This window comes from Ahrensia sp. 13_GOM-1096m, from assembly GCF_000620605.1.
In the GTDB taxonomy this organism is placed as follows: Bacteria; Pseudomonadota; Alphaproteobacteria; order Rhizobiales; family Rhizobiaceae; genus Ahrensia; species Ahrensia kielensis.
This window is the reverse complement of the sequence record NZ_KK211156.1, coordinates 104,866-130,135: the sequence shown is the minus strand read 5'-3', so window position 1 is coordinate 130,135 and position 25,270 is coordinate 104,866. Positions and strand designations below refer to the sequence as shown.

Here is a 25,270-nt window from a genome sequence, read left to right as displayed (position 1 = left end):
TGCTGCCTGAACAAAGCCATAATTATTATATCGATGATATTAGTCGTCCAAATTAGGCGTTTTGCCCGTCTTTATCACCGTTGGGGCCGCTTGGGCAGCGTTTCCTAAAACTTGGCTAACGCTATCACCCACGACTTTTAAATTTACATCGCGCTGCGGGAACGGAATTTCAATCCCCTGTTCTTTGAAACGCTGATGAATAGCAATGCGCAGCTCGGTTTTCACACCCACCGAAAAGCCAACATCTGCAATATAAGCACGCAATTCAAACTCTAGCGCAGAATCACCAAAATTGTAAAAATCAACAAATGGTTCAGGATTGGCCAGCACACGCGGATGGTCTTTAGCAATTTCAATCAAAAGATCATGAACTGCCTGCGCATCGCTATCATAGGAAACTCCGACAGCTACGCTCACACGTCCAAGTGCTGTCTTGTGCATCCAGTTGATAACAGCGGAGTTGATCATCTCCGAATTGGGCAAAACCAAAGTTTTCTTATCGAAGGTCTCGATTTCGGTTGCGCGCACCTTCACCACTTTTACCACACCGGTAAAGCCGCCAGCTTCAACAATATCACCAGCTTTGAAAGGACGTTCTGCCAGCAATATCAATCCAGATACAAAATTGCTGACAATGTTTTGCAAACCAAAACCAATACCAAGCGACAATGCACCGGCAATGAGCGCCAATTGGCTAAGCTCAATTCCGGCGGCTGTAACACCGAACAGTCCAGCAATCGCAACACCAATATAGCCGACCGCTGTCGTGATTGAACTACGCGCACCTGGGTCCATACGGCTACGCGATAAAATATTACCGTCGAGCCAAGATTTGAAATAACGCGTTAAAAGCAAGCCTAATGAGAACAGAACGACGCCAATCAAAATACTGCTGATAGACAGTGAGATGGAGCCAATTTGAATCTCGGTGAAGGCGCTAATAACAAAGCGCTCAATGTCCAGCCACTGAAAGCCCCACATAAGTGCAAGTAGCGGCAGGCCAACGGCCAAAACCAATGCCGTGACTGCAAACCCAACGATAAGCCCCAGTTGATCAACGCCAGATTCTGTAAGCCTTGAATTGTGCAGAAACTTTTTGCCAAGAGAGGTCTCAACAAAGGCACTCTCTTCAGAAATGGCTCGCGCAGTGCGAATACCAAGATACATCGTCGCAATGACAGCGCCTGTAACAACGATCTGCTGCGCAACAAACCGAGAGAACCCGATATAGCCTGAAAGCGCGGAGATGATCAGTCCTGCCCCCGCAAAACAGAGCAGCCATTTTATCGTGCGAGGCCAAGCAACTTTAACCAAGCTTTGATCGTTTAAAAGTCGGTCAAACGGTTTAAGAAAAGCGATTGAAATCAACAACAAGCCAACCGCAATTGCAGTAAAAAGGCTTTTTACAATCGTCACGGGCACCGATGTGCCTATGATAGAATTGATTTGGGTAACCATCACATCACCCGTTGAAACCACAACCATAAGAACAACAAATGTCTTTAATGGCCGTGCCGCATGGTCTGAAACATCAATTAAGCGCCATTGCTTTAGTTTCGGTGCAAAAATTGCCTCCGTGAGCCGCCAAACCAAGATAATAATCGCAGCACAAACAAAGATGGTGCTTAGAATCTGCCCAATGTCGTCGCGCAAGACACCCAAAAAGCTCATGACCAAATAGGTCAGAAGAAAAAACAACCAAGTCAGCGCTGTTGGTAAAATAGTGTACCAAGATGCCGTTGTCAGGCGTGTGAGATAAGATGGATCAGCCACATTTGGGTCACGGTAAATCCACCCAGAAAATATTTTTCTTAACCCCAATAGCGCAATCAGCGTGAGCGCGATGACACCGCCAAGCCCCAGCAGGGCATTTTGCGATTTGAACCGCCACGTAAATTGCCACCAAGAATGAATACGGTTGGTAAGCGAGGTGATGCTATCGCCCACATCTGTAAACAGTTCAGTACTGAAGGCATCGGTAATATCATAACGACGCGACAAAGCATCAGTGAACAACTGACGGCGTGCCTCAGAGATCGTGTCCGTCAGTTGGTTGGTTCGAATGGATTGATCTTCGAGTATGCCCAAAAGCTGGTTTATCCGGCCGCGTTCTTCGACAAGTTTCTGCCGTTCATCTACGACACTTTTAGGCTCGGCGCCCTGCCCCTCTTCTGGTACTGGACCAATTTGATCAAGTCGTAATTTAATTTGTGGCAGGCGCGGCGAAAGCTTAACGCCGCGGTTGAAGAGCTCTTTTTCCAGCGCCTCAATTTCAACGCCCAGTTCAACCAAACGCTGATCGGAATCGCGCGCAGCTTCAACCTGTTTTGCATATTGCTCGATCTTTTGGGTGATCGTCTCAACAGCTTTGACGTCTTCTTCCCCAACCTCTTGGGCAGCCGCAAATGTTGCGACAAAGACAAGCAAAACAACAGAGATTAAACGTCGAAATAGATGCATAAAGGCTCCAAAGCACAATTACCCTTGATCATCGGGTGGCCAGCATATGAGGCCACTTTGCGACAAAAGAATGCTTACCATAATAAAGAGTTTTATTTTACTTTATTACCCGCAATATACGTTGCTTCCACAGCACGGTCATCGCCCATCGTCTGCAAAACAAAAAGCTCTTCCGACAAAGTTTCAATTCTCTCAGCGCGCAGCGCCATCGCAGATGTCGCATGGACATTGAGAACAATAAAATCAGCCTCGGTTCCAATATCCAAAGTACCAACTTCACTCTCGCGGTTAATCGCGCGCGCATTACCCAATGTCGCTTGATAGAAAGAACGCAAGGGATGGTAGCGGTTGCCTAAGCAGTTTTGAATTTTATAGCCTTCATCCAAAGTGCGCAGCATAGACCAAGATGTACCACCGCCTATGTCTGTCGCAATAGCATGGCGCACACCAGCAGCACTTAATCGCGCATGATCATAGGATCCGCTGCCAAGAAACAAGTTGGATGTCGGGCAAAATACTGCCACCGCGCCGCTCTCGGCTAGCCGTGCGGTTTCACGCTCGCTCACATGGATTGTGTGACCAAAAAGAGCCTTATCTGTCAGCAATCCATATTGCTCATAAACATCGGTATAATCTTTACAATGTGGATAAAGCGCCATTACAGCGGCAATTTCATCATGATTTTCTGACAGATGCGTCTGCATAATAGCATTGGGAAATTCACGCACCAGCGCACCTGCAATTTCCATTTGCTCTTCAGACGAAGTCAAAGCAAAACGCGGCGTGATAGCAACCTCGCAGCGCCCTCGCCCTGTCCAAGTCTCAAGCAAAGCCTTTGTATCATCATAGCCGGTTTGAGGCGTATCAAGCAGCGCCTCAGGCGCATTGCGGTCCATCATCACTTTGCCAGCAATCATGCGCATATTGCGCTTTTCAGCTTCACCCAAAAGAGCGTCACAAGACACTTTATGAACAGAACCAAAGGCGACCGCAGTTGTCGTGCCATGCGAAACAAGCTGATCTAAGAACCGCGATGCCATGGCTGCAGCAAGGTCAGCATCACGATAACGCTGCTCTTCAACAAATGTGTATGTGTTGAGCCATTCAAGCAATGACCCTGCATAAGAACCAACAACTTGAAGCTGCGGGAAATGAATGTGGCAATCAATAAATCCTGGAACAATAAGATGCGGCCGGTGATCGGTAAAATCTAGCCCTTTGAACTTTTCAGGAAGGCTCTCCCATGGTCCGCGCCATGCGATTTTGCCGTTTTCACAAACAAGCGCACCATCTTCGGTATAGGTGAATTTATCCTGCTCGTCCGGTCCCATAGGTTCGCCCAAGAACGACAGCAATCTTCCACGGATGATGTGTAAATCCAAGCTCATAGCAATAATGTACCTTCTGCGACCTTCACTGCATGACCGCCAATGCGGGCCGAATTCATACTGCCATTTTGGCACTCGATCTCAAGCCGAATAAAAGAGGGACGCCCCATTGCAATGCCCTGTTCGATTAAATATTCATGGGCACCATCAAGCGGGTTATCAAAGTAAAACAGTGCGCCAGAAAGCGCCGCAGCAGCTGAGCCAGTTGCTGGATCTTCCGCAATACCGTGATGGGGCGCAAACATGCGGGTGTGCAAAGACGCATCATGATTGACCGTCTCACGGCAATAAACATAGGGACAGTGCACTTCAAGCGGCGTAAGCGATGGGAAATAGGACAACCAACGGCTCTCGTTGAAAACCAAGCGCTCCATCACAGCCAGATTCTTTACCGGCACACATAAATAAGGCACTCCGGCGCTAAACTGGCTAATGAGGTGGTTCTCAAACCCGATATCTTCTGTAGCAATCCCCAGCGCCGCTGCGACCATATCTTTTTCAAGCATTGGCACTTCACGTACAGGCAATTTGGGCAGATCAAACTCGCCATAGCCAACCTGTTTCTTAGAATAGGCGCTGCGGATAACACCCACATTTTCTTCCAGCATCAAAATGCGTGAAACATCCGTATTTTGCGCTTCGCAAATCGCAACTGTTGCGCCCACCGTGGGGTGACCTGCGAACGGTAACTCACCGCGCGGCATAAAAATTCTAAGCTTGGCGGTATGCGCTTTGTTCTCCGCATCGCTGATAAACACGGTTTCAGACAAATTGAACTCAGCAGCAATATTTTGCATGTCATCGTCGCTAAGGCCAGCACTGTCAAAAACCACCGCCAAAGGGTTGCCGTTCAAAGCTTCATGCGTGAACACATCATAAATCGCATATTTCCGTTTGGAGACTTTAGTTTTTGTCATAATCTTCATTTCCAAAATGGTGTTTGCACAGCTCTACTGCATAGCGCGGCATTTCATCTGGAATGTGCCTTGTTGATTCAATCTGCACAAGGCCGCATATTTCATCATCTCCGCCATTCTTTTGGTGTTTTCGCCAGATTTTCTCAACCGTTTCAAAACTGTGGGGAAGATTAGATTTGCGCGTAATATAGATAGAATTGTCAATTTCTACAGCGAGCAGCGACCCTTCAAGCCAATTGGGCTCAAGTGAAACACCCGTCTCCTCCGTCATTTCCCGCGTCATGGAAATCATGGGATCGAGCTTGTTTTTAACAATATCGGGCCTGTCGAATGAACCTGCGGGAAAGTAAATTCGTCCAGCATTCGCCGTATGTTGCGACATACGCACAGCCAGCAATGAACCATCAGCAAGCGCCGGAAATGTCGTCGCTGTGATGTGTTTTGTTGTGTTGTCAGAACCATTTTCGCGCCAGTAAAGAAATGTCGCAAAATCAGTTCGGTGCGCTCGTGCACGCAAATGCCCGTCTTTAATCTGAACATCCGAAAACATATAATACAAGCCATTCCAAAGACGTGGATTAAGCGCATATGCTTGCTCCCAAAAAACATCAATGAGTGACTTATGCGCCTCTTCAAAAGGCAGCGGTTCGCTGGTGACGGTCAGTTCACAATCGGAAATCAGATGAATCATGCGCAGCGTTTAACATGATCGCTTCACTTGAAAAGGAAGAATCCGTTTCAGCAACAAACAAAAAAGCCGCGATACTGATATCGCGGCTTTATTCGTAATCTGATTAGAACTGTTAGTTCTTGTCTTTGTCCACAAGCGCGTTGGACTTAATCCAAGGCATCATCGCACGAAGCTTTTCACCTGTTTCTTCAATTGGGTGCGCATCATTCATACGGCGTGTGCCTTTGAACTTAGCAGCACCTGAATGCCATTCCTGCATCCACTCAGAAGTGAATTTACCAGTTTGAATGTCGTGTAGAACGCGTTTCATTTCAGCTTTAGTTTCTGATGTGATGATACGCGGACCAGTTACATACTCGCCCCATTCAGCTGTGTTGGAGATTGAGTAGTTCATGTTGGCGATACCGCCTTCATAAATCAGGTCAACAATGAGTTTCACTTCATGCAAACACTCGAAGTAAGCCATTTCTGGCGCATAACCAGCTTCTGTAAGAACTTCATAGCCAGCACGGATAAGCTCAACCAAACCGCCACATAGAACAGCCTGCTCACCGAACAAATCTGTTTCACATTCTTCTTGGAACGTTGTTTCGATAATGCCTGAGCGACCACCGCCAACACCGCATGCATATGAAAGCGCAAGATCATGTGCGTTGCCAGAAGAATCCTGATGAATAGCGATAAGGCAAGGAACGCCGCCGCCTTTCTGGTATTCGCCGCGAACCGTATGGCCTGGGCCTTTTGGCGCAATCATAACAACGTCAATGTTTGTTGATGGCTCGATAAGGCCAAAATGCACGTTCAAACCATGCGCAAATGCAATTGCTGCACCGTCTTTAATGTTTGCTTCTACGTGTTCTTTGTAGATGCCTGACTGCAATTCGTCTGGCGTTGCCATCATCATAAGGTCAGCCCAAGCAGCACCCTCAGCAACACTCATGACTTTAAAGCCATCAGCTTCCGCTTTCAGTGCAGTTGTTGAACCATCGCGTAGCGCAATGCGAACATTTTCAGCACCGGAATCTTTCAAGTTCATCGCATGGGCGCGGCCCTGTGAGCCATAACCAATGATCAGTACGTTTTTGCCTTTAATCAAATTTAAGTCTGCATCACGGTCGTAATATACGCGCATTGTCGTCTCCAGTTCGTGAGTTAATGTTAGAAAATTAGTTCATATGATCTTTTGAATAGAACAAATGAAATCGGTTAATCGCCTGTTCGACATGTTCCTTGCGAGCAAGCTCGTCGCGCAGCGCTGGCACAGTTTCGCCAAGCAACATACGCACATGAAAATCGCCAACAACAAGGCTGTAAAGTGTATCAAACGCGGCGGCACGGTCATCAAAGCGTAATACGCCCGCAAGCTGGCCAGATTGCAAAAGAACCATGGCGCGTTCTCGAACCGTTTTGCGTCCACGCTCAATCAAAAGATTGCCAAGCACAGAGCCTTCACGGCTGCCCTGCCCGATAGCCAAACGATTAAGCGCAAGCGAAGTCTCGCCCGACAAAACAGTCAAAAGGTCATTGGCAAAAACTTGCAACTCAGCGCGAAAAGCTTCTGGCGACTGAGATGGACCACCAAGACGCGCAGAAACGCGAACCTTTGAAGCTTGATAAGTAATCATCGCGGCTAAAATGCCATCGCGATCGCCAAACCATTTATAGAGGCTTTCTTTCGAACAATTGGCCGCACGCGCTATACCAGCAGTGGTAATTGCTTTTTCGCCGCCTTCAACAAGCAGCCCTAGCGCAGCTTCCAGTACCGCGCCTTGACGGTCTGTAAAATCGCTTTCGATATATGGATCAGCATGTGTATTCATGATTAAACGTGTACCGTACCGTTCGGTACTATGTCAAGCGTAAATCTAACGCGGAAGCAAAATTCTTGTATAATTTATTTGCGTCAAAAAGTGCGGAAAATCAGTTGCCGCAAGCAGCCAAAAATCGCTTCACAGCACCCTTATAGCCATATTCCAGTGCATCGGCAGTGAGGCCATGACCAATGGAAACTTCCGCTAAATGTGGCACACGCTCAACAAGCGCAGGCAAATTGGCTACAGTCAAATCGTGGCCTGCATTAATGCCAAGCCCTGCATTTTTGGCATAATCAGCAGTGGTGCCAAGCAGATTGATCTGATGCGCTGCCTCTTTGGCATCGTCAAAACAGCCGCCATAAGGACCAGTGTAAAGCTCCACCCTATCAGCACCGGTTTCTTTGGCCCGTGCGATCATATCTTCGCCAGCATCTGGATCGCAAAACAGCGATACGCGAAACCCGCGATCTTTGAGGCGTGACACGCGGTCCTTAAGATAATTGCCTTTGCCGACAAAATCCCAGCCATGGTCAGACGTTGCCTGCGATGGATCATCCGGCACAAGCGTTACTTGCTCCGGTTCATTTTTGATAACCAGCTCAAGAAAATCATCGCTGGGATAACCTTCAATATTAAATTCTGCGTCCGGAAATTCATCGTCGATTAAAGCGCGTAGCGGCGCAAGATCAGAAAAGCGGATATGCCGTTGGTCTGGCCGTGGGTGCACCGTAATACCATGCGCCCCAGCTTCGAGCGCTTGGCGGGAAAGATCGACAACATTCGGCCAAGGCAAATCACGGCGATTACGCAACATGGCAACCGCATTTACATTAACGGACAGCTTAACCGACATCGTAGGCACTCCACTTCATATGGCCAAGCATAAGAGAGCCATGCGGCAGCTTCCACCAAATAATTGTCACTGTATCATTTTACGATAGTGATTTTCTCGGCTGCACGGGTAATTGCCGTATAGAGCCACCGCGAACGCATATCACGAAACGCATAGCTTTCGTCAAAGAGAACAACATTGTCCCATTGCGAACCCTGCGCTTTATGCACAGTTAGCGCATATCCGTAATCAAAATCATCATAGCGTTTTTTAAGCTGCCAAGCGACATCTTCATCTGGACTATCAAATGCAGATTTAAGCAATTTGATCTTCGCAGCGCCCCGATCATGATCGCCATCATCAGGCGACACCAAAAGGTTGATACCGGGCTTGGTTGTCTCTTTAGATGATGTCATCACCTTCCAGAGCGATCCGTTTAAAAGTCCTTTATTGGGATCATTGCGAAGGCAAACAAGTTTATCGCCAGCCTGCGGATATTGTGCAGAAAACCCTTTAAGCTCACGCAAACGCTGATTGTAACGACGCCGCGTTTTATTGATACCAAGAAGCACTTGGTCCGCAGCTAAAACTTCGTCCGTATCGACATCGGCTTTAGATATAATCTTTGCCGATGGTCCATAATCGCCATGCATAATTTCAATGCCATTACGCACATCCATGGCTAGCTTAATAATCGGGTTTTCTGCTGCTTGCCGGTGAATTTCCGTCAGCAAAAAATCAGGCTCCGCATCGGTGAAAAACCCACCGCCTGAAATTGGTGGCAACTGGCCCGGATCACCCAAGACAAGAACCGGCGTGCCGAAGCTTAAAAGATCGCGCCCCAAATCCTCGTCAACCATTGAACATTCATCAACGATGACAAGTTTTGCTTTAGCGATATCTGATGAGCGGTTAAGCGCAAATGCCGGCGCCATTCCCATTTTGCCCGTAACAATATCCTCGCGCTCTTCCTCGCCGCGTGGACGATAGATCAGCGAGTGAATGGTTTTAGCGTTAGAGGCGCCTTTGCCGCGCATGACCTGAGCGGCCTTGCCCGTAAAAGCGGCGAACTGAACGTCGCCGTCAACATCTTCGGCAAAATGGCGTGCCAAAGTTGTTTTACCAGTACCGGCATAACCAAAAAGCCTGAATAATTGGCTATCACCGCGTTTAAGCCATTGGGCAACAGCCTTTAAGGCATCATCTTGTTGAGGAGAAAACTGCATAGAAAACGCTTACGGGATTCGCCGCATAAGGCAAATATGAAAAAACGCATCAAAGCCTAACTTATTCAAACTTTATTCGGCACCAAAACGCGCAAAGCTTGTTTCATGATTTTAATATCGACCTGCTCTTCTAGCTTAATCAGTTCGCCATCAATAACAGCTTGATCCGATTGCTTTAGCTTGGGAAAGCGTAACGTCACCTGCTCTGCTGTATCTGTCGATACAAATTCATTATCATGCAATGTGCCAAGAACTGTATCGCGTATAATCTTCACAGCAGCTAAGCGCGACAATGGTTCAGAAAAATAGACGCCAAGCTTGCCGCCATCTATTTCATCGGCATAAGGCAAATGTCCAACACCGAATATATTATTGGTTACAGCAAAAAGCGAAGATTTAACCGGTTGGAATTGCCCGCCATCAAGGCTCATTTCCAGCTTATAAATTGGCGGATTGACCGTGACGTTGAAAATCGCCTTCGTGCTGGCAAACATTTTTGAAAACTTTGAACCAAAGTCCATCTTCTCACGCAGCTTAACCGCGCGTGTCTGAAATCCCGTTGCAAATTGATGCACAAAAATACGCCCATTAGCGCAGCCCACATCCGCTTTGCGAATTTCAGCAGATGCTAACGCCTCTATTGCCTCGATAACATCAAGTGGCATACCAAGCGAGCGGGCATAGAGGTTCATTGTCCCGCCAGGCAAAACACCGAGCGCAACATCGCTGCCCGTTAGAACAGAAGCAGCAGCAGACGCAGATCCATCGCCGCCGCACATAATAATACCGTCGCAACCTGAAGAAGCGCATTTTTTGAGCGCTTCAATCAGGTCGCCAGAACCGAAATGATGGACGGACGTATCGTGGCCAGCAGCTTTGAATGATTTAGAGAATTTATCCTCAATCACCTCCGCTCCTATGTCTTGAACAGTTCCGCTATGAACATTGAGGAGAAGAGAGAATTTCATCACTGTTTCCACTAACTAATCAGATTTCCCTGATCTTAAAATGTCGATCGATGTTTTGGGTCGTCTGCGCCCAATCAGACGCAGCACTCCGCTCTTTGTGATGCTCAAAAGCAGCCCGATCTTTAAATATCTCCTCGACATTTAGATGGTTAGAGTTTGATACATCCCTCTCCATAACGAAATAGATGCAGCCCAGTTCCCCGCGCGTTAAATTAATATGCGTGTTCATCGCACCAAGCACATCATAAAGGCGATCAACGGGCACATCTATATAGCCCGTTAAATGTATATTGCCTTCATTTAGGTCAGGCTTTTGACTGTTGAGCGTCATTCGATCCCCGGACCACGCGCCATAGCAGCAACACCTGTGCGGCAAACTTCGACCAAACCAAGCGGGGCCATAATCGCAATAAATTGCTCAATTTTAGATGTTCGGCCAGTCACTTCAAAAATGAAATGTGTGACATTGGCATCGATCACTTGCGCTTTAAATGCATCCGCCAAACGCAGTGCTTCAAGACGCTGTTCGCCTGTTGCGACAACTTTGAGCATCGCAAGCTCGCGCTCAAGTGGTTTCTCATAGCCTTTTGCATGTGCAACCACTGTCAGGTCGGTGACTGAATGCACAGGCACGATCCGCTCCAGCTGATGGCGCATTTGCTCAAGAACAGAATGCGTGCCGTTGCTTACAATCGTAATCCGCGACAGGTGTTTTTCATGCTCAGTCTCGGTAACAGTCAAGCTTTCGATGTTATAGCCGCGTCCTGAAAATAGGCCAATAACGCGTGCCAGAACACCAGGTTCATTGTCGACCAAGATCGACAAGGTGTGGTTTTCCGGAATACCATTATCTTTAACAATGAAATAGGCAGAGGCAGGAGGTGCAACAACTTCGTTCATAGCGAAAGCTCCTTTTGGATGCGTGTAATGAGTGTGGTCTCACCGAGACAAATGCCACACCGGTAATTGTAAAAATTTTCAAATTGGCGCTTCATCAAACGAGTGCCTTACCTTTGCTATCAATTGCATTTGCAATCGCATCATCGCTTGCCTCATCGGGTAGCAACATTTCATTATGCGCCTTGCCTGATGGGATCATCGGGAAACAGTTTGCAAGATTAGCAACGCGGCAATCAAAAATGACCGGCCCATCAACATTGATCATATCATCCAGCATATCATCCAATGTGTTCGGATCATCGCAATACATGCCTGTTGCGCCATAAGCTTCTGCAAGTTTTACAAAGTCCGGCACAGCTTCTGAATATGAACTCGACAAGCGGTTTCCATGCAGCAATTGCTGCCACTGGCGCACCATACCCATATGCTGGTTATTCAAGATGAAGATCTTTACCGGCAAGTGATATTGAACAGCCGTAGACATTTCCTGCATCATCATCTGAATGGACGCATCGCCTGCAATATCAATCACCAGTGCTTCACGGTGCGCAACTTGAACACCGACGGCGGCTGGAAAACCATAGCCCATCGTGCCAAGACCGCCCGATGTCATCCAATGGTTTGGCTTTTCAAAACCAAAATATTGCGCTGCCCACATCTGGTGCTGGCCAACTTCTGTTGTGATAAAAGTTTCTTTGCCAGACCGCTGCGTCGCTTCATACAAGCGCTCAATAGCGTGCTGCGGCATAATCACATCGGAAGTTTGATTATAAGCCAGCGAATTGCGTGCTTGCCACTTAGCAATCTGCGCATGCCAGTCTTTCAATGCTTTGGCTTGGTGTTTCTTCTTTTCTTTTTTCCAAAGCGCCAACATCTGCTCAAGCACATAGGCAACATCGCCAACGACACCAATATCAACATGAACAATTTTGTTGATTGAGCTTGGATCGATATCAATGTGGATTTTCTTGGAATCCGGCGCAAAGGCATCAATACGTCCTGTGATCCGGTCATCAAACCGCGCACCAATATTCACCATGACATCACAGTCATGCATAGCCATATTGGCTTCATAAGTACCGTGCATACCAAGCATACCGAGCCAACGCTCGCCGGAGGCTGGATATGCGCCCAAACCCATCAATGTAGACGTGATCGGAAATTCGGTTTCTTTGACAAGCTCGCGCAATAACTCGCTGGCCTTATCGCCGGAATTTATGACACCGCCGCCAGAATAGATCACTGGTTTTTTAGCCTTTGCCATTAAGGCAACAGCGCTTTTGATTTGCTCTAAATTTGCGCCCACTTTGGGTTTGTAGCTGATGCGGGATTCTGCAATTTTAGGTCCCTGATATATGCCCAAAGCAAATTGAACGTCTTTTGGCACATCCACAACCACGGGGCCCGGACGGCCAGTCGTCGCGATGCGAAATGCCTCGTGCAATACGCGCGGCAAATCATCAACCGATTTCACCAACCAATTATGCTTGGTACATGGACGCGTGATGCCAACAGTATCGCATTCCTGAAACGCATCAGAACCGATGAGCGATGTAGGCACCTGCCCTGTTATACAAACGAGCGGAATTGAATCCATTAACGCATCTTGCAGCGCCGTCACTGTATTCGTCGCGCCTGGCCCAGAGGTAACCAGAACAACGCCCGCTTTGCCTGTGGAGCGTGCATAACCTTCTGCCGCATGGCCAGCGCCCTGTTCATGGCGAACAAGAATATGCTGAATATCGTCTTGTTGGAATAACTCATCATAAATCGGCAGCACCGCACCGCCCGGATATCCGAAAATGTGCTCTACACCATTATCACGTAGCGCCTGTAGAACCATTGCGGCGCCAGTCATCTCCATGCCATCAAAGTCGCGTTTTTTAGCGTTCATCGTTCAATTTCCGTGTATATTTTGGTTCTCTTTGAACCTTTTGGGCATATGACCCGCAAAAGGCAATAAAAAAGGCTCCCTTTAGGAGCCTGTTGTTTACCGCGCATGGGTGCTTTCGCCAGATGGTTACACCATCTTGCCCATACGCCGTCCCACCACAATAAGAAGAATGTTGGTCATGATTTGAAAACTAGCACGCGATTACGTCCAGTCAAGCCCGAAATGTGCGTCATCATAAGATGTTTTGAGTTCAATTTTGCGGCGATAGTGTCTCGTTAACCACAAAGGTGTAAAATGGCACGACGCGGGGCATTAGATATGAATAACGAAGACCAAATTGGCCACACTATGGTTGGTTCGAGAGACCAAAGCCGTATAAAAGTAGCGCCTGACGGTTCTGTAATCAGGAACCGAACAGAGGGGCACGTGATTGAATGTGATGGTATGCATGCCGTCATATCTGCAATTAGACGCAAAGAAGATTCGGCCAGCGAAGACTATTGGTCGGTCGGCATGTTGATCTCTATTTCTGTCGGTGACGGCGTACGCACCATCGGCATGTTATATAAAGTCGAATCCGACGATGACGGCTGGAGCCTTGATGGCGACAACCGAATGAAGATTCATGTGGAGCTGGTTGGCGAAATCACGAACAATGCCGCCGGAAAACCGTTTTTTAATGGCGGCATATCGGCCTACCCTCATTTAGGGGCGGTTGCTCACCGTATTCGCAGCGCAGATTTATCTGCCGTATTTGAAAACAGCGACACATCAGCCGTAAAAATTGGCACCCTGTCGCAAAACTCTGACATTCCAGCGCTCATTGCGATCGATGCGATGCTCTCGCGCCACTTTGCAGTGGTGGGAACAACCGGCGTTGGTAAATCGTCAACAGTAACGCTTCTCATGCGTAAAATTATCGAACATCGTCCCGACATGCGTATCCTCATATTGGATCCGCACAATGAATTCTCCTCAGCTTTTCCCGACAAATCGATTGTCATCACAGAATCTAATCTTGATTTACCGTTTTGGGCTTTCAAGCTGGAAGAGTTTGTTGAGGTTCTATTTCGCGGAAACGAGCATATCCCTGCCGAAGTGGATATTTTACGTGATTTAATCCCGCGCGCAAAACAGCTTTTTAAAGGTGATGACAAAACATCGCTTCGCCGCTCACAAAAAGACAGCGGTGGCATTACGGCTGACACGCCCATCCCATACCGCATATCTGATCTTGCTCGCATGATTGACGATACTTTGGGAAAACTGGGTATTGCTGAACAGCGCAGTAATTTAAAATCACTGCTTGCCCGCATCAATGCTCTGACAAACGATCCAAACTTTCGCTTCATGTTTTCAAACAAGGCCATTGAAGACAATTTAAACGGCGTTTTATCGACAATATTCCGTGTCCCTGCTAACGGCAAACCAATCACCGTATTCCAGCTCAACGGCATTCCGTCAGAAGTTGTTAATGCGGTCGTATCTGTACTTTGCCGTCTCGCATTTGACCTTGCGGTCTGGAGCGATTCAAAAATTAAGACGCTGGTTCTTTGCGAAGAAGCACACCGTTACATACCTGCCAATAAAAAAGATGGGTTTGCACCTACGCGCCAAGCAATTGCGCGGATTGCAAAAGAAGGCCGTAAATATGGCGTCAGCCTCGGTGTTGTGACACAGCGCCCAGGTGAATTGGACGAGACAATACTCTCCCAGTGCAACACTTTTGTCGCGATGCGGCTCGGCAATGATGTCGACCAAGATATCGTGCGAAAAGCAATTTCAGGCGCATCACGCTCCTACCTCAATTTCTTGCCATCGCTTGCCAACCGTGAAGCGATCATGTTCGGTCAAGGCGTTAACACGCCGATGCGCATGCGTTTTATCAATATTCCGAAGCATGAGTTGCCCGCCAACCACCTCATGGAGGAAGTTGGCAGCAAGGATGACAATGTTGATATTCCAATTGATATCAGCACTGTTTTACAGAAAATTCGCTTCCCAGGCGGCCAATTTGATTCAGATTCAATGATGGATGTCGCGCCCCTCGGTGCAAGTTTAGTGGATGAACAACCTGCATCAATAATGCCACAAGCGCCTTCATCTGATAGGTTTGACACGGTCAGGCAAAACTTGTTTGCCGAAATCACATCGCTGCGCTCATCATCAGCGCAACTGAATGACGCAATCCGTCAACGGCAATCTGTTTCACCAACACCAGAGATTCGCACAGGTAATGCGAACAGCATAATTAGTCGTTTTAGGAAATCGTGAGTTACAACATCAAGCACTTATGACTAAGGACAGCAAGTTCCTGTTCGGCCTTAAGAAACAACGCGGTCGCGGCCACCATCTTTTGCAACATAAAGGTTTTTGTCTGCGCGCTTTACGAGCGTCGCAGCATTTTCCTTGCCGTCCCAAATCGACATACCCATTGAAGACGTTACTTGGAAACAAATATCATCTGATTTGAAAGTGATTTCGGAAATCGCAACACGAATACGATTTGCGAGCTTATTAAGAGCAGTCACATCTAAATTTGGTGCGAGAATAGCAAATTCTTCGCCGCCAACACGGGCAACAACATCATGATGGCGTGTGTAATCAAGAAGACATCGTGCAATCGCCCTCAACACATCATCGCCCACATCATGACCATACGTATCATTAACGCGTTTAAAATGGTCCAAATCAAGAAGAACGACACCAAGCGGGTAATCGATAGCGCCAAACTCTTGCAAATATTGCTCTATGGCATCATCAAAATAGCGCCTATTATGAAGCCCTGTCAGAGGATCGGTTAATGCAGCATGTTGGTAAGTGGCGCTCTTTTTTGTCAGATCTTGCGTGACTTCCGACAAGCGCCCACGTTCTTTCAATGCAGAGCGAAGCGCAGGATAAATACTAAGCATGGCAATCGCCAAACCACTAATCATGATAGCAAGTGCGCCAAGCAACATTGTATTAATGTCGCTCAAAGCACTTAAATCTGCATAACCAACATTGATCCGATTATCCAAATTACGCTGCAGCAAAAAAATCAAACAAGTAGCCGTCGCAGTCAGGGCAGCGTAGCCCAGAAAAACAATTTCCGTTTTGTGAAGTCGCATCTTATTAATCTACCTACTTGCAAGGCCTAACTACAACAGTATTCTTGCAAGAACATTAAGCAAGTATATCGAATTTAATGTATTCGCGAATAGTACAAACTAAAGCTGAACGCGCCGCCAATTATCACCAAGTTGATTGCGAAACCATGTCATTTGTCGCTTGGCATATTGGCGCGTGGCAATCTTGGACAGCTCTATTGCAGTGTCGAGCGTTTGAGCGCCCGCGAGGTAATCGCTTAGCTGTTTAACACCGATTGCTTTCATGACAGGCATTGTGCTTGATATTTCAAGCGCATTAATAGCCTCAACCTCGCCAAGCGCGCCCTCATCAACCATTTGATCAAAGCGCTTTGCAATCCGCTTCTTCAGAATTTCACGATCTGGCTCGATAACAATGCGGTCAACGCTTTCAGCGGCGACCAATGATTGCCCTTTTTGGTTTTGCCACCATAAAATAGATTTTCCGGTAGCATCAATCACTTCCAAAGCACGGGCAATGCGCTGCCCATCAGATGGATTTAGCGTTTTAGCAACATCAGCATCCAGCTTTTCCAACTCTCTATGCAGCACCGCCGCACCTTCATGAATAAGCCGCTCACGCCAATGCAAACGCACTTCATCATTAACCATTGGCATGGGTGATAACCCACCAAGCAGCGCACGGAAATATAATCCAGTACCGCCAACAAAAATAACATGCTGCTCAGGTGGCAGTGTGGAAAGCAGTCCTTCAACATCGCGCAGCCAATTGCCCGTTGAATATGGTGATGCAGGGTCAATATGGCCGTATAAATGATGCGGCAAGGACTTTTCATCTTCAATGCTTGGGCGGGCGGTCAACACCCGCAAAACATCATAGACCTGCATTGAATCAGTATTGATAATGATGCCATCATTTTTGCGCGCAATATCAAGCGCCAGCGACGATTTACCACTCGCCGTTGGCCCTGCGAGCAATGTCGCATTACGCCAAGGCAAATTACTATTTTCTGTGCTGTTGGTGCTCACCTTCACCCTGCCCGATGCTGCTACTATTGCGATGCTAATTGAGTTGGCATAGGACCAGCCTACCCGCAAGCATAAAGGCAATTGATAATGTCATTCTTCGCAACACTCATCGCCCCTCAGTCGAGCGCATTGATCACCCAAGAGATCGCACTGCGATGTTCGGCTGCACTCAATTGCGAAAAGATCGACTGGCTGAAAGATGGTGAAGCCCTCGATTTATTTTGCCCAAATGCTGAAGGCTCACAAATAAGGCAGACGATTTTAGACATCATCGGCCAAGCCCCCATTGATATTGTTATCCAGCCTATGGATAGCCACCGGGCAAAGAAAATTCTCATCGCTGATATGGACTCAACCATGATCCGCCAAGAGTGCATTGATGAGCTTGCCGCAGAAGCGGGTCTGAAAGAACAAGTATCGGGCATTACGGCCCGCGCCATGAACGGCGAAATCGAATTTGATGCAGCCCTTAAAGAACGTGTCGCACTGCTGAAGGATTTATCGGTCAGCGTGATAGACACAGTAATTGCGACCCGAATTGAACTCATGCCCGGCGGCGTAGAACTTGTTCGCACTATGCGCAAAAATGGCGCTTACTGCGCACTGGTCTCCGGCGGGTTCACAGAATTTACAAGCCGCATAGCGCAAATGATTGGCTTTCAGGAAAACCGTGCCAACACATTACTACACGCTAATGGCAAATTAACAGGAAAAGTTGGCGAGCCTATTCTTGGCAAACAAGCCAAAGTGGATGCACTCAATGATATTGCAAACCGTTTAGGCCTAACACCAAACGATGCCATTGCTGTTGGTGACGGTGCCAATGATTTGGGGATGCTCAATCTGGCTGGAACAGGTGTTGCGCTCCACGCAAAACCTGCTGTTGCCGCGGCAGCCGATATTCGCATTGACCATAGCGATCTAACGGCGCTTCTTTATATCCAAGGTTATCATTCAAACGAGTTCGACCGATGAAACCAGGTGACAAGGTCACAACAGAGCGCCTTATTTTGCGCCATTGGGATAAAACCAAAGACGGCGATGCCTTTTTCCGGCTGAGTAATGATCCGCAAGTCATGGCGTTTTTCCCGCATCGCCGCAGCCGCGAAGAATCCGATCAAATGATGGGCGTCATTGCCAATTTGATTACAGAAAATGGTTATGGTTGGACGGCGGTGGCCTTAAAAGAAACAGGCCAAGTCATCGGCATGGCGGGCATTGCAGCTGTTCGTGATGACTTTCCAAATGGGCCCGGCACCGAGATCGGCTGGCGTTTCTTGCCCGAATTTTGGCATCAAGGCTATGCAACCGAAGCGGCAAACGCTTTTCTCAAATATGGTTTTGAAGTGATTGGCGTAAACGAAATTATGGCCTTTGCGGTGCAAGGCAATGCAAAGTCTTTTGCGGTTATGGAACGCATCGGTATGCGCTTGGATGAGGCCCGCGAATTTGACCACCCCAGCATTCCAGATGAGCGCGCAGAACTTCGCCGCCACAACACTTATGCCATTACACGCGATGAATGGCTCAAACAAAAAACGGCGGGTTAAACCCGCCGCTTTCATTCATATACAATTCGGCCAGTTTAGCCATCAATGCGGATTGTCACAAAACGTAAGTTACCGTCTTTATCGGCAATCATCAGAAGTGCATTCTTGCGATCTTCGTCTCTCAGATTATCAATTGCATCGACAATATCTTCCGGTTCTTTGACCGCTTCTTGCGCAATTTCCATAATCACTTGACCAGCGCTCACCCCCTTGCGAGCAGCAGCAGAACCTTCTGCTACTTTTGTAATAACAACACCGTCAACCACATCGTCGCCAATGCCAAAAGTCTCGCGCGTCGCATCATTAAGCGTATTAAGCGTCATGCCGAATAATTCGACAGATGACTCTTCCAATGCATTTTCGCCATCAGAATCGCCATCTTCCGCTGAAGCCAGCTTTTCACCATCTTCAAGACGGCCAAGCGTTACCTGCAATGTTTCTTTTTTGCCCTTGCGGATAACCTCAACATCAACAGCTTTACCAACGGGAGATTCAGCGACAATACGCGGCAAGTCCCGCATTTCGTCGATCTCTTTTCCGTCAAAAGTAACGATCACATCACCGGGCAAGATTGATCCGTCATCAACAGGGCCACCTTCGATAACACCCGCAACCAGCGCGCCTTTTGCTTCATCCATCGCAAGGCTTTCAGCAATATCGTCTGTTACTGGTTGGATACGAACACCGAGCCAACCACGGCGGGTCTCGCCAAACTCACGCAATTGCGCAACAACATTTGTCGCAAGCTCTGATGGAATGGAAAAACCAATACCAATTGAGCCGCCTGATGGTGAAATAATCGCCGTGTTAATGCCGATAACTTCGCCCGACATATTGAACAAAGGACCACCGGAGTTACCACGGTTAATCGCAGCATCGGTTTGAATGAAATTATCATAAGGACCGGACTGAATATCGCGGCCAATCGCAGAAACGATACCGGTCGTCACAGTGCCGCCAAGGCCGAACGGGTTACCAATAGCAAGAACCCAATCACCAACACGCATTACATCTGAATCACCAAATTTCACAGCCTTTAAAGGATGCGCTTTGGGATCAACTTTAAGCACCGCAATATCCGTTTTCGGGTCGCGGCCAATAATTTCTGCATCAACACGTGAACCATCATTAAAGTTCACAACCACCTCATCGGCGTCTGCAATCACATGATTGTTGGTGATGACAATGCCTTCTTCTGCATCAAGCACAAAACCTGATCCCAAAGACTGGACTTTACGCGGACCAGATGAGCCGCTGCCTGGTTGGTTTTCAAAAAACTCGTCAAAAAATTCCTGAAACGGTGATCCATCCGGCAATTTAGGCCGTGGAACATTGCGGTCGCCAGACGAAGCTTCAACCGTTTGCGACGTTGAGATATTCACCACAGAATCAATCAGGCTTTCTGAAAGATCTGCCAATGAAACGGGTCCAGATTGCGCATATGCTGGCGTCACCAGCGATGCCTGCGGCACAAATGTAGGCACAGTTCCCGCAATTGTTGCAACCGATAAAGCAGCAATGGTGGTGCGCGCCATACCACTGCGCAGCTGCGCACCAAGCTCAGAAATTTTCATATAGTCCTCCATAGAAGCTTTGGCCTGCTGGCCGATGCCCTGTTCAAATACTATTGTTTAAAAGAAATAAGGCCGAACTTCGTTCGTGCAAAGGGTAGATAACGACAAAGTGAAAAACACGTATATGTAGTTTCTAAAAAGTTCATGAAACGAACCTTCGATTACCCACGTGCAAGCCATACAATAACGACACCGACAAATGCCATCGCAATACCCGTTGTTTGAATAACATCGCGCGGTGTGGTTTCGAGTAATTCAGCCAGTTTTTTGGCGGCTGATGGAAAAACGCCGTAGAACAGGCCCTCAATAACGAGAACAAGTCCTACGGCGGTAATCAAAGCGCTAAGCATCAATTGTTGTTAGACACCGGGTTAGAAGCTGCAGGCTTTTTACCATCTGCATTTTCAAAATAGCGGAAGAATTCAGAATCAGGTGATAGCACAAGTGTCGTTCCTGATTGCTGCAATGCCGCTGTGTAAGCTGCCATTGAGCGATAGAATTCAAAGAACTCTGGGTCACGGTTAAAGGCTTCAGCAAAAACGCGGTTACGTTCTGCATCGCCCTCGCCTCGTAATATTTCTGATTCACGCTGTGCTTCAGAAACAGTCTCGACAACTTGACGATCCGCAATCGCGCGAATTGCCTGCGCATTTTCACGGCCACGTGCACGCAGAAGTTCCGCTTCAGCCAAACGCTCAGCTTTCATACGGTCATAGGTTTGCTGTGAAACTTCAGATGTCAAATCGGTGCGCACGATACGCACATCCTTAATATCAAGCCCCAATGATGTTGCATCGGATGTGAGCAAGTTGCGCACTTCCGTCATCATCTGTGTACGTTCTTCTGACAATGCCGCTTCAAAACCACGCAAACCATAAACACGGCGAAGTGCCGCATCAAAACGTGTTTTCAAACGCGCTTCAGCTGACGCAAGATCACCAGAAACAACTTCTCTGAACCGGCGAGCATCCGTAATTTTATAAGTCAAAAACGCATTAACTTCATAAAAACGGCCACCAGAAACCTGAACCGGCGGTGTATCTTCTAAATCAAGGCGAAGAAGACGGTCATCAATAAGCTGAACAGTATCAAAGCCAGCAAAAGCTAAAGGTGCTTTGAAATAAAGACCTGGCTCTGTGTGAACCCGCTGAATTTCACCAAAGCGCAATACAACCGCTTGCTGGCGTTCATTGACGACGAAAACGGACGCATAAATTGCGAGAAGAATCGCAATAAGCACAGCGCCTATTATTGGTAATTTATTGCTGTTCATTAGTTGTTTCCTCCGTCTGTGCGGCGGTTCTGAACCTCAGGCAATGGCAAATACGGCACGACACCGTTGCCATTTTTATCCATGATGATCTTATTTGAATCACGCAGCACGCCTTCCATTGTCTCCAAGAAGAGACGTTTGCGTGTTACTTCCGGTGCCAACTTATATTGCTCATAGATCGAGATAAAGCGGGCTGCCTCACCTTGAGCTTCTTGAACAACACGCGTTGCATAACCAGAGGCTTCTTCACGTATCTGCGCAGCTTCACCACGTGCAGCACCCAGTTTCTGGTTCGAATACTGGTTTGCTTCTTCGCGGAAACGGTCTTCGTCCTGCTCGGCACGCTGCACTTCTTCAAATGCATCGGCAACTTCGCGCGGCGGTGCAGCATCCTCAATGGAAACTGTATTCACTTGAATACCAGCGCCGTAACTATCCAGCGTTGTCTGCATCGATGTACGAACATCTTCAGCAATCGCAGCACGGTTATCGCGGAACACGTCCTGTGCCGGACGGCGGCCAACGATTTCACGCATCGCGCTTTCAGACACTTGACGCACAACATCATCAGGGCGAGAAACATTAAACAGATAATCTTGCGGGTTAATCACTGAATACAGAACCGCAAACTGAACATCCACGATGTTCTGATCGCCTGAAAGCATCAAGCCTGTTGAACCAGAGCGGCTTGTACCAGCACCAATAGCAACTTGTTTCTCAACGATTTTGACTTTTTCAACAGTCTCAATCGGCCAGAAGTGGAAATGAAGACCTGGCTGTGAAAGCTCTTGTTTTGGCTTTCCGAAAAGCAGCTCCACAGCGCGTTCATCAGTATCAACCTGATAGAAAGCTTGCATAGCATAAAGCACAAGTGCGCCTAAAATCAGCAATACAATGAAGGCACCATTCGTTCCACGGCCACCACCGCCAGGGATAGCTTTTCTTAAGCGATCCTGTCCCTGCCGAATGATATCCTCAAGGTCAGGCGGTTGATTGCCACCGCCATTGCTCGGGCGTTTTGGACCATTGCCCCAAGGGCCGCCATTATCGCCGTTACTACCATTATTTTTGTCGCCGCCGCCCCAAGGGCCTCCGCCGCCATTACCGTTCTGATTGCTCCAGGGCATCAAAATCCTCTCAAACGAATAAATAGAGCTCCGCATGTGCAGAGCCGTTATGTGTATACTAGGTGGCAGCTTAACCAGTTTCAACGCATAAGGCGCGATTTTCGTTGCCTTTAACAAGCAAACTTCACGTAATGCTACAAAACGTCTCACTTATGAGCAAAAACCAGAATTTTTGCATGATGTTTTAGGCTGTGCGGCAGATTACGTACAAGCTATCCACATGGTGAAACTTGTTTAAAACAAACTATTCGGCAGATTTACGTTCATAAATGACAAATCGCGTCTCAACGCTGTCCTTGTCACTTTTAGGCACATCTTCGCTGGACACTTCCAACCATAAATTCTCATCAATTTCTGGAAAATGTGTATCGCCATCAATTTCGGCCAAAACATGCGTCACATAAAGCGTATGCGCCATATTAATAGCCTGCGCATAGATTTGCCCACCGCCAATAATACATATTTCATCAGGCAGTGGCGCTTCCAGATCATCAGGATCAGGTTCAGCACTTTCAAGATGCGCCAGCGCCAAATCCACAGCCGCACCAATTGAACCAACCCGCATCACATCATCAGCGTGCCAATCAGCATCACGCGTAATGACGATATTCAACCGGTTCGGCAAAGCCTTGCCAATGCTTTCAAACGTCTTGCGCCCCATTATTACCGGCTTGCCAATTGTCAGCGACTTAAAGCGCTTCAGATCAGCCGACAGACGCCAAGGCATATCACCCTCGCGGCCAATCACACCATTTTGAGAAACAGCAACAACTATTTCGATATGAGGTTCTATGTTTTTCATACCGCCACCGGCGCTTTTATATGCGGATGCGATTCATAACCCACAATTTCAAAATCCTCGAACTTGAAATCCAAAAGCGTTTTCACATCGGGATTAATCTTCAACTGCGGCAAAGCCATTGGCGCGCGTGCAAGTTGGGTTTTGACCTGGTCAAAATGGTTTGAATATAAATGCGCATCCCCAAGCGTGTGAACAAAATCACCAACCTCAAGATCGCAGACTTGCGCAATCATATGAGTAAGAAGCGCATAGGACGCTATGTTGAATGGTACACCAAGGAAAATATCCGCCGAACGCTGATAAAGCTGGCACGAAAGCCTGCCGTCAGCGACATAAAACTGAAACAGGCAATGGCAAGGCGGCAATGCCATCTCATCAACCAAAGCTGGATTCCAAGCGCTCACAATATGGCGGCGTGAATTGGGATTATTCTTAATCCCATCAACAAGCTTTTCAATTTGGTCAACGCTCGTGCCATCCGGCGCAGGCCATGACCGCCATTGATAGCCGTAGACAGGCCCAAGATCACCATTTTCATCGGCCCATTCATTCCAAATGGACACACCATTATCTTGCAGCCAGCCAATATTCGTGTCGCCGCGCAAGAACCATAAAAGTTCGATGATGATCGAGCGCAAATGAAGCTTTTTGGTTGTGACAACCGGAAAGCCTTCACGCAAATCAAAACGCATCTGATGGCCAAAAACGGAACGCGTGCCTGTGCCGGTACGATCACCCTTATCGGTGCCGTTTTCCATTACATGAGACATAAGATCGAGATATTGTTGCATGGATCAAGCTTTCTACCATTTCTCACCAAAAATCCACAATTGACTTTTTCCAGGCAAAGATACGCACAAAAAAGCCCCCGCAAGCGGAGGCTTCATCTATTCAAAATCAACAACCATTAAAGATCGCCGAGTTTACCTGCATGTTTGGCAACAAGGTAATAGAATGTCACACGCGCCTTATTGCGGTCACCGGACATTTCTTCACAGACTTTAGAAACAATTTCGCTGCCTGCAGCTGCATCCATACCAAGTTTTTTACCGCACCATTTTTCAATAACACGATCAAGTTCGCTTTTATCACTGCATGAAACCAAAGAAGCATCGCGGCTGCGAAGCGCAATTCCCAAATGCTTTACAATTTTGCTTACAACATCTTCATTTGCGCCCGAATCATAACGCTGCACGTCACCTAGATAGTCACTCATAGATTTCCCCTCTTGAATGGACCAGTGTTGGACTAAATAGTCCGGTATAAATCTAACTTCCGTGGGAATGTTCTTTAACAGCTACGTAAAGTCAAGCGCCGGGCTAAACTTGGGGCTTTAATTTCATAAACATAACATCTATATAAGCACTGCTGGCTTGCCAGCTATGGTGATAAATTGGCGTTGTAATAAACCATTCGGACCCGGGGGCGGTACCCGGCGCCTCCACCACCAACAGTTCTTAAGTGACATTGTGCACGGGAACTTTTGATGATGGGGGCGAAATAGGATCGACGAGGGCGTAAAGAGCGTACTTTTACTCGGCATGATACCGCCGTTATCGGGTCATTTGTATAGTTGCAAACGACAACTACGCGGAAGCACGTCTCGCTGCTTAATTGCGGTGCGACAGCTTCACACTAACTCCTAACGGTTCGCACTGTTAGGCGGGGTTCGCAGGCACCTGGCAACAGAAGCCTGCACTTTCATTTTCTACCCATTTCCATACATTTATTGTAAT

The 25,270-nt window shown here is 47.6% G+C and carries 23 protein-coding genes, 1 other RNA gene and 1 pseudogene; 4 read left to right on the top strand and 21 right to left on the bottom strand.

The genetic code is table 11. The features are described 5' to 3' along the window. Positions 1 to 39: 39 nt before the first annotated feature. The 12 genes from N530_RS18295 to N530_RS0114335 all read right to left on the bottom strand — a co-directional run bounded on the left by N530_RS18295 (position 40) and on the right by N530_RS0114335 (position 13,090). On the bottom strand, positions 40 to 2,460 hold the full coding sequence (locus N530_RS18295) for a mechanosensitive ion channel domain-containing protein (RefSeq protein WP_051540991.1): 2,421 nt from the start codon (positions 2,458 to 2,460) through the stop codon (positions 40 to 42). A 92-nt stretch (positions 2,461 to 2,552) separates the two neighbouring features. Then, positions 2,553 to 3,848, bottom strand: coding sequence for a guanine deaminase (gene guaD, locus N530_RS0114395; protein ID WP_026481260.1), 1,296 nt, complete (start codon positions 3,846 to 3,848; stop codon positions 2,553 to 2,555). Next, complete coding sequence (locus N530_RS0114390; RefSeq protein WP_026481259.1) at positions 3,845 to 4,765, bottom strand: PhzF family phenazine biosynthesis protein; 921 nt, start codon at positions 4,763 to 4,765, stop codon at positions 3,845 to 3,847. Before N530_RS0114390 ends, guaD begins: the two co-directional genes overlap by 4 nt. Then, a complete protein-coding gene (locus N530_RS0114385; RefSeq protein WP_026481258.1) occupies positions 4,752 to 5,456 on the bottom strand; it encodes a hypothetical protein in 705 nt (234 codons plus the stop codon). The genes N530_RS0114390 and N530_RS0114385 overlap by 14 nt, the downstream gene beginning before the upstream one ends. 112 nt (positions 5,457 to 5,568) lie before the next feature. After that, positions 5,569 to 6,588 carry a ketol-acid reductoisomerase gene (gene ilvC, locus N530_RS0114375; RefSeq protein WP_026481257.1) on the bottom strand — a complete coding sequence of 340 codons (1,020 nt, stop codon included), beginning with the start codon at positions 6,586 to 6,588 and terminating at the stop codon, positions 5,569 to 5,571. Between the two features lie 34 nt (positions 6,589 to 6,622). Continuing rightward, the gene (locus N530_RS0114370) at positions 6,623 to 7,276 is read right to left on the bottom strand and encodes a TetR/AcrR family transcriptional regulator (protein WP_026481256.1); all 654 of its coding nucleotides are present in this window, start codon (positions 7,274 to 7,276) and stop codon (positions 6,623 to 6,625) included. Positions 7,277 to 7,376: 100 nt separating this feature from the next. Next, a complete protein-coding gene (locus tag N530_RS0114365) occupies positions 7,377 to 8,123 on the bottom strand; it encodes a pyridoxine 5'-phosphate synthase (RefSeq protein WP_026481255.1) in 747 nt (248 codons plus the stop codon). Positions 8,124 to 8,197: 74 nt separating this feature from the next. After that, entirely contained in the window at positions 8,198 to 9,328 is a 1,131-nt protein-coding gene (locus N530_RS0114360) for an ATP-dependent RecD-like DNA helicase (protein WP_026481254.1), read from the bottom strand. Positions 9,329 to 9,393: 65 nt separating this feature from the next. Then, positions 9,394 to 10,296 (bottom strand): diacylglycerol kinase family protein, encoded by a 903-nt coding sequence (locus N530_RS18290; RefSeq protein ID WP_051540990.1) that lies wholly within the window; start codon positions 10,294 to 10,296, stop codon positions 9,394 to 9,396. A 19-nt stretch (positions 10,297 to 10,315) separates the two neighbouring features. Further along, entirely contained in the window at positions 10,316 to 10,627 is a 312-nt protein-coding gene (locus N530_RS0114350) for a putative quinol monooxygenase (protein ID WP_051540989.1), read from the bottom strand. Further along, on the bottom strand, positions 10,624 to 11,196 hold the full coding sequence (ilvN, locus tag N530_RS0114345; protein WP_026481252.1) for an acetolactate synthase small subunit: 573 nt from the start codon (positions 11,194 to 11,196) through the stop codon (positions 10,624 to 10,626). Before ilvN ends, N530_RS0114350 begins: the two co-directional genes overlap by 4 nt. Before the next feature lie 94 nt (positions 11,197 to 11,290). Further along, on the bottom strand, positions 11,291 to 13,090 hold the full coding sequence (locus N530_RS0114335; RefSeq protein WP_202899088.1) for an acetolactate synthase 3 large subunit: 1,800 nt from the start codon (positions 13,088 to 13,090) through the stop codon (positions 11,291 to 11,293). 294 nt (positions 13,091 to 13,384) lie between these two features. Here N530_RS0114335 and N530_RS19555 point away from each other — a divergent pair. After that, positions 13,385 to 14,581, top strand: a pseudogene (locus N530_RS19555) (ATP-binding protein); the annotation flags it as partial. 833 nt (positions 14,582 to 15,414) lie between these two features. On the opposite strand, the gene N530_RS0114325 reads toward N530_RS19555, so the two are convergent. Next, positions 15,415 to 16,110: a GGDEF domain-containing protein gene (locus tag N530_RS0114325; RefSeq protein WP_211097913.1), complete on the bottom strand. Its 696-nt coding sequence runs from the start codon at positions 16,108 to 16,110 to the stop codon at positions 15,415 to 15,417. Positions 16,111 to 16,299: 189 nt separating this feature from the next. Beyond that, complete coding sequence (miaA, locus tag N530_RS18285; protein ID WP_081773994.1) at positions 16,300 to 17,208, bottom strand: tRNA (adenosine(37)-N6)-dimethylallyltransferase MiaA; 909 nt, start codon at positions 17,206 to 17,208, stop codon at positions 16,300 to 16,302. A gap of 87 nt (positions 17,209 to 17,295) precedes the next feature. On the opposite strand from miaA, the gene serB reads away from it, so the two are divergent. Together serB and N530_RS0114310 are read left to right on the top strand one after the other, a co-directional pair. Next, positions 17,296 to 18,183: a phosphoserine phosphatase SerB gene (serB, locus tag N530_RS0114315; RefSeq protein ID WP_026481248.1), complete on the top strand. Its 888-nt coding sequence runs from the start codon at positions 17,296 to 17,298 to the stop codon at positions 18,181 to 18,183. Then, positions 18,180 to 18,758: a GNAT family N-acetyltransferase gene (locus N530_RS0114310; protein WP_026481247.1), complete on the top strand. Its 579-nt coding sequence runs from the start codon at positions 18,180 to 18,182 to the stop codon at positions 18,756 to 18,758. Before serB ends, N530_RS0114310 begins: the two co-directional genes overlap by 4 nt. A 35-nt stretch (positions 18,759 to 18,793) precedes the next feature. Here N530_RS0114310 and N530_RS0114305 read toward each other — a convergent pair whose 3' ends face one another. The 7 genes from N530_RS0114305 to N530_RS0114275 form a co-directional block, all read right to left on the bottom strand. Beyond that, positions 18,794 to 20,332, bottom strand: a complete 1,539-nt coding sequence (locus N530_RS0114305) for a Do family serine endopeptidase (protein ID WP_051540988.1) — start codon at positions 20,330 to 20,332, stop codon at positions 18,794 to 18,796. A gap of 161 nt (positions 20,333 to 20,493) precedes the next feature. Continuing rightward, positions 20,494 to 20,682 carry a DUF2065 family protein gene (locus tag N530_RS0114300; protein ID WP_026481245.1) on the bottom strand — a complete coding sequence of 63 codons (189 nt, stop codon included), beginning with the start codon at positions 20,680 to 20,682 and terminating at the stop codon, positions 20,494 to 20,496. Continuing rightward, positions 20,682 to 21,605 (bottom strand): protease modulator HflC, encoded by a 924-nt coding sequence (hflC, locus tag N530_RS0114295; RefSeq protein ID WP_026481244.1) that lies wholly within the window; start codon positions 21,603 to 21,605, stop codon positions 20,682 to 20,684. Before hflC ends, N530_RS0114300 begins: the two co-directional genes overlap by 1 nt. Next, positions 21,605 to 22,732, bottom strand: coding sequence for an FtsH protease activity modulator HflK (gene hflK, locus N530_RS18280; RefSeq protein ID WP_018688393.1), 1,128 nt, complete (start codon positions 22,730 to 22,732; stop codon positions 21,605 to 21,607). Before hflK ends, hflC begins: the two co-directional genes overlap by 1 nt. A gap of 244 nt (positions 22,733 to 22,976) precedes the next feature. Continuing rightward, positions 22,977 to 23,534, bottom strand: coding sequence for a dihydrofolate reductase (locus tag N530_RS0114285; RefSeq protein WP_026481243.1), 558 nt, complete (start codon positions 23,532 to 23,534; stop codon positions 22,977 to 22,979). After that, the gene (locus N530_RS0114280; protein ID WP_026481242.1) at positions 23,531 to 24,325 is read right to left on the bottom strand and encodes a thymidylate synthase; all 795 of its coding nucleotides are present in this window, start codon (positions 24,323 to 24,325) and stop codon (positions 23,531 to 23,533) included. Before N530_RS0114280 ends, N530_RS0114285 begins: the two co-directional genes overlap by 4 nt. A 116-nt stretch (positions 24,326 to 24,441) precedes the next feature. Continuing rightward, positions 24,442 to 24,750: a DUF2853 family protein gene (locus N530_RS0114275; RefSeq protein WP_018688396.1), complete on the bottom strand. Its 309-nt coding sequence runs from the start codon at positions 24,748 to 24,750 to the stop codon at positions 24,442 to 24,444. A 112-nt stretch (positions 24,751 to 24,862) separates the two neighbouring features. On the opposite strand from N530_RS0114275, the gene ssrA reads away from it, so the two are divergent. Next, positions 24,863 to 25,234, top strand: a transfer-messenger RNA (tmRNA) gene (gene ssrA, locus N530_RS18935). Positions 25,235 to 25,270 lie beyond the last annotated feature (36 nt).